The organism is Yersinia sp. 2542 StPb PI (assembly GCF_048593855.1).
Lineage (GTDB): Bacteria > Pseudomonadota > Gammaproteobacteria > Enterobacterales > Enterobacteriaceae > Yersinia > Yersinia enterocolitica_E.
On the sequence record NZ_JAZGQA010000353.1, the window covers coordinates 1 to 2,006 of the forward strand.

Sequence of the window (2,006 nt, forward strand, 5' to 3'; positions counted from 1 at the left end):
ATAGGGTGTTTATTATGTCAGATAATATGTACTGTTTGTTTTTAGATTCTCGCTTTGGATCATTACTAATGAGTTACTCAATTGATAAAAAACAAATTCCGCTTCAATCACATCTAATAGATTGTTTTTAATTACCTTTTAATAATCTAATTATGAGGTGAGTTTATGCAGAACAATAACGTATCAATCAAACGCAGCCCGTCAATAAAAAAACTGGGCATTATGACGCTGGTGGTCATGAATATTGTGGCAGTGGTCAGTCTAAGAGGGTTGCCTACCGAAGCGGAGTATGGATTAAGTTCTATTTTTTACTATCTGTTTGCTGCGGTATTCTTCTTGATCCCGGTCTGTTTGGTGGCGGCTGAATTGGCAACCGGTTGGCCGGAAAAAGGCGGAGTATTTCGCTGGGTAGGCGAGGCTTTTGGCCCGCGCTGGGCATTTTTAGCCATGTTTATGCTGTGGACTGAGGTGACGGTATGGTTCCCTACTGTCCTGACGTTCGGTGCGGTTTCATTAGCTTTTATTGGCCCCGACCAGCCATGGGATCAAGCACTCTCGGCCAATAAATTCTTTGTGCTCGGGATGGTGTTGTGTATTTATTGGTTTGCGACCTTTATTGCCTTTAAAGGGGCGGAAACCTTTGCCAGGGTCTCAAAATGGGGGGGATTGATAGGCACCATCATTCCGGTAATTATCCTGATAATATTAAGTTTTTCATATTTGATTGGTGGAGGTACCTCGCAAATAGAGTTGTCATGGGATAACGTTGTTCCTGACTTTTCTAATTTCGATAATGTGGTTTTAGCCGCCAGTATCTTCCTGTTTTATGCTGGGATGGAGATGAATGCCATCCATGTCAAAGATGTAGAAAACCCGCAGAGAAACTATCCCATCGCTATTATGTTGGCTGCTTTAGGGACTGTACTTATTTTTGTCTTGGGCACGTTAGCCATAGCTTTTGTGATCCCCGAGTCTGATATCAATCTGACACAAAGTTTGTTAGTGACATATTACGACTTGTTTAAGTGGGCCGGTATCGAATGGTTAGGGCCGATAGTGGCATGCTGTCTGGCTGTGGGGGTATTAGCAGGTGTAGTGACATGGGTTGCCGGGCCTTCATCCGGGTTATTGGAAGTGGCTAAGGCCGGATACTTACCGCGCTGGTGGCAGAGTATCAATAAAAATGGCATGGCGACGCATATCCTATGTGTTCAAGCACTTATTGTCACCTTGCTATCTATCTTGTTCGTGGTACTTCCCTCAGTTCAATCGGCCTACCAGATATTGAGCCAATTGACCGTCATCCTGTATCTCATTATGTACATGTTGATGTTCAGTGCGGCTATCTACCTGCGCTTTAGTCAACCAAACCGACCACGGTCTTATTGTATACCTGGCGGTAATGCAGGGATATGGATTATTGGTGGTACAGGGCTACTGGGTTCGTGTATTGCTTTCATCTTTAGCTTCATTCCACCTAGCCAAATTGCGGTGGGTAGCCCCAAGGAATATGTCGCTATTTTGATCGCATTAGCCTTGTTCTTCTGCATGGTACCTTTGGTGATTTATGCACTGCGCAAACCTCATTGGCGTGATGAAAACTGTGATTTTGCCCCTTTTACCTGGGAACGAGACCGTGGGCATCCCGGAATCCCGACCACCAGTGCCATTCATACCAGCGATACAGTAGCAAACAGGTAATACCCATAAATTGGCTGAACATAAAATCTTAATGAAAAGCCCTGAGGGGCTTTTCATACATAAGCATCTGCAAACTGTTAATTACCACATCAAATCATCGGGCACTTTGAAATCGGCATACGGATCTTCTCCATCTTGCTCTTCCTGACTAAGCGCACTATTTAATACAATACTGTTCGCATCTCGCTGCGCAATTTTATCGGCTACGCTCGCGGGGATAATAGCGTATTCACTCTCGCCACTGTTTTCAACAATCAGACGAGCAATGGCGAGACGACCACTAATCAGCTGAGCTTGAGTGAGCT

General features: G+C 44.6%; 2 protein-coding genes. One reads left to right on the top strand and one right to left on the bottom strand.

The window, feature by feature from the left end; translation table 11 throughout:
• The first annotated feature begins 165 nt into the window (after nucleotides 1-165).
• On the top strand, nucleotides 166-1,701 hold the full coding sequence (gene gadC / locus V1952_RS21520; RefSeq protein WP_420075519.1) for a putative glutamine/gamma-aminobutyrate antiporter GadC: 1,536 nt from the start codon (nucleotides 166-168) through the stop codon (nucleotides 1,699-1,701).
• A gap of 81 nt (nucleotides 1,702-1,782) precedes the next feature.
• Here the strand turns inward: gadC and V1952_RS21525 are convergent.
• Nucleotides 1,783-2,006: DUF2058 family protein (locus V1952_RS21525; RefSeq protein ID WP_420075520.1), on the bottom strand; the 224-nt coding region annotated here is incomplete at its 5' end.

Bases quoted from the DNA above. Each gene is read 5' to 3' on its own strand.
- gadC (WP_420075519.1), top strand. From the start codon at position 166: ATGCAGAACAATAACGTATCAATCAAACGCAGCCCGTCAATAAAAAAA.